Annotated in this window: 2 protein-coding genes and 1 pseudogene; all 3 read left to right on the plus strand. The window is 66.9% G+C overall.

Going from position 1 to position 2,776, the window contains the following annotated elements; translation table 11 throughout:
- Positions 1-433: 433 nt before the first annotated feature.
- Positions 434-583, plus strand: coding sequence for a hypothetical protein (locus ACFT41_RS32125; RefSeq protein WP_377614108.1), 150 nt, complete (start codon positions 434-436; stop codon positions 581-583).
- Positions 580-1,728 (plus strand): cysteine desulfurase family protein, encoded by a 1,149-nt coding sequence (locus ACFT41_RS32130; protein ID WP_377590476.1) that lies wholly within the window; start codon positions 580-582, stop codon positions 1,726-1,728. The genes ACFT41_RS32125 and ACFT41_RS32130 overlap by 4 nt, the downstream gene beginning before the upstream one ends.
- A gap of 141 nt (positions 1,729-1,869) precedes the next feature.
- Positions 1,870-2,682: pseudogene (locus ACFT41_RS32135) on the plus strand (site-specific integrase); the annotation flags it as partial.
- Positions 2,683-2,776: the final 94 nt, after the last annotated feature.

Consider the following 2,776-nt stretch of genomic DNA (forward strand, 5'->3'; position numbering starts at 1 on the left):
CAAGAGGGTGTCGAGGTCCTGCGTCACAACATGATCATCGACGCCCTCTCTTCATACCCAGACATCGACCCCTGACATCGGAACTACTCGTCTAGGGGCCGGCTACGACGTCGGCGACCTCACCCGTGGCGGCATCCGCCCCCAGGTTTCCGTCTCGATAGCCAGCGTCACCTGGCACCACTACGACGAACCATGGTGGGCGGACCTACACCTCACCCGCGACCTGTCACCCAAGGCCGAACACGCCCGCCGGCAAGCCCGGCTGGCTCGCCTCGCCCCTCACATCCGCACCATCACCGGGCCAGGCTCCCTCAGCGACTCGGACGAAGCGTCCGCAGCCGCCGAGTGGCTACGCGCCCAGGGACACGTCGACCTCTGGCGCGACTCCGATCCCACACAGCGGGTGATTCGGTCAGTCCGGGAGTGGTTCGAGGTGGCGTTCCTGATCGCCCTTCACCATCCCAACCGCAACTGGCGCTGCCTGGCCACTTCACTGTCGGACCTCGGCGCACGACGAACCGTCTACTGGGATGTCGTCGACGCTGCCCGCAAGTACGCGACCCCGGATCGGAGAATCGTGTGAGCCACAACGTCGTGTATCTCGACTACCAGGCCACCACCCCGGTCGACCAGCGTGTCCTCGACGCGATGCTGCCGTTCCTCACACAGCAGTACGCCAACCCGTCCAGCCCACACCAGCCCGGCCGCCGGGCCGCCTCCGCCCTTCGAGCCGCACGCCGGCAGGTGAAGATATCCCTAGGCGCCGAGCACGACACAGAGATCGTATTCACCTCCGGCGCCACCGAGGCCAACCACCTCGCCATCCTCGGCACCGCTACCGCCAACCCGCGACCCGACGCCGACCACATCATCACCACCCCCATCGAGCACCAGTCGGTTCTGGCCACCTGCGACCACCTCAGCCGCGCGGGATACTCCGTCACCACCGTCCCAGTGGATCACCATGGGCGCGTGAACCCAGCCGACGTCGCCGTAGCCATCACCCCGCACACCGTTCTGGTGTCAGTGATGTACGCCAACAATGAAATCGGCACCATCCAACCAATCGCCGACATAGCCGCCATCACCCGCCGCCACAACGTGCTACTACACACCGACGCCGCCCAAGCCATCGGCGCACTCGACATCGACGTCAACCGGCTCGGCGTCGACCTGCTCACCATCTCCGCACACAAAATCTACGGCCCCAAAGGCATCGGCGCCCTCTACATCCGCCGCGGAACGCCCATACGGCCCCAATACGCCGGCAGCCAGGAGCACGGCTTCAGGGCCGGCACCATCAATCTCCCCGGCACCATCGCCCTCGCCGAAGCCCTACGCATCCTCGCCACCGAACGCGAACACGAAACCCCACGCATCGCGCAGCTACGTGACAGCCTCGCCGACCGACTACTCGCCGCCCTTCCACACGCTCACATCAACGGCAGCCCCGAACACCGACTACCCGGCAACCTCAGCCTCACCATCCCCGGCATCGACGCCGCCGATCTCATCGACGCCCTACCCGACCTCGCCATCTCCAATGGATCAGCTTGCGCCAGCGGGCACGCCAAACCGTCCCACGTCCTCACCGCCATCGGCCTGCCCGATTCCGACGCGCGAGCTACCATCCGCCTCAGCCTCGGCCGTGAAACCCGGGAGAGCGACATCGAACACGCCGCCCACCGGATCGGCAGCTCAGTCGCCACGACACCACCGCCGGGGTAAGCGTTGGCTACCATGCTCTCTGCATCAACTGCAGTCCATCAGCAGAAGCAAGACGCCACATGAACGGACTGTCAGCCAAAGTGGACAAAAACAGTGCAGTCGATCTTTAGCATCCCAGGTCAAGGAGTCTGCTCCCCGCCCATGCCGGGGGGATCCGTCCGTGAGCCGGGGCGCGCCCTCCCACGGGCGCCGCTCCCCGCGCACGCGGGGATGATCCCCGGTTGCCGCGCGTCGCGACGAACACCTAGCCCTGCTCCCCGCGCATTCCGGGCGCTGAAAATCAAGCTACGTGACCGCACCACCCCCAACGACGACGAGATCACCCGCGAGACCCACGTCAGCAGACTCGCCGAACTATGGATCGAAGAGATCACCACCGAGGAACGGATCGCACCACAGACCATCCACCGATACGCGACCAGCGTGCGCGCGGCGATCCTGCCCGCCCTCGGCAACCTGCGGATCCGCGAGGCCAGCGTCGGGCGACTGGATCGGTTCCTGCGCGACATCGCCAAGGACCGCCCCTCGGCCGCCAGGGGCGCGAAGGTCGTCCTGAGCCAGATGTTCGCCCTCGCCGTGCGCCACGGCGCGCTCCCCACCAACCCCGTACGCGACACGGGTCGACTGCGCAAACCTCGCCGCGCAGTCGTCATCCTCTCCGACGAACACCTCCAGGCCGTCCGCACCGCCATCCGCGACTGGCAGCGGCCGGTCCCCGGCAAGCCCGGGCCTCGGCACACCGGCGACCTGGCCGACGTCGTCGACCTCATGCTCGCCACCGGAGCCCGCATCGGCGAGATCCTCGCCCTGCGTTGGGCGGACCTGGACCTCGCCACCGCACGCCCCACCCTGACGATCTGCGGCACCCTGGTCTTCGTCACAGGCCAGGGCTTCTTCCGACAGCCCTGGACCAAGAGCGACGCCGGCTACCGCACGGTCGTCCTGCCCCGGTTCCCTGGGTGTCAGGGTTGGGTGAGACCAGCGGTTCAGAGCAAGTAGCCCTCCCGGGGCGAGGATGGATCTTCTCTCGATGACGATTTCCAGTTCA

Source organism: Micromonospora sp. NPDC057141 (assembly GCF_042670805.1).
Lineage (GTDB): Bacteria > Actinomycetota > Actinomycetes > Mycobacteriales > Micromonosporaceae > Micromonospora.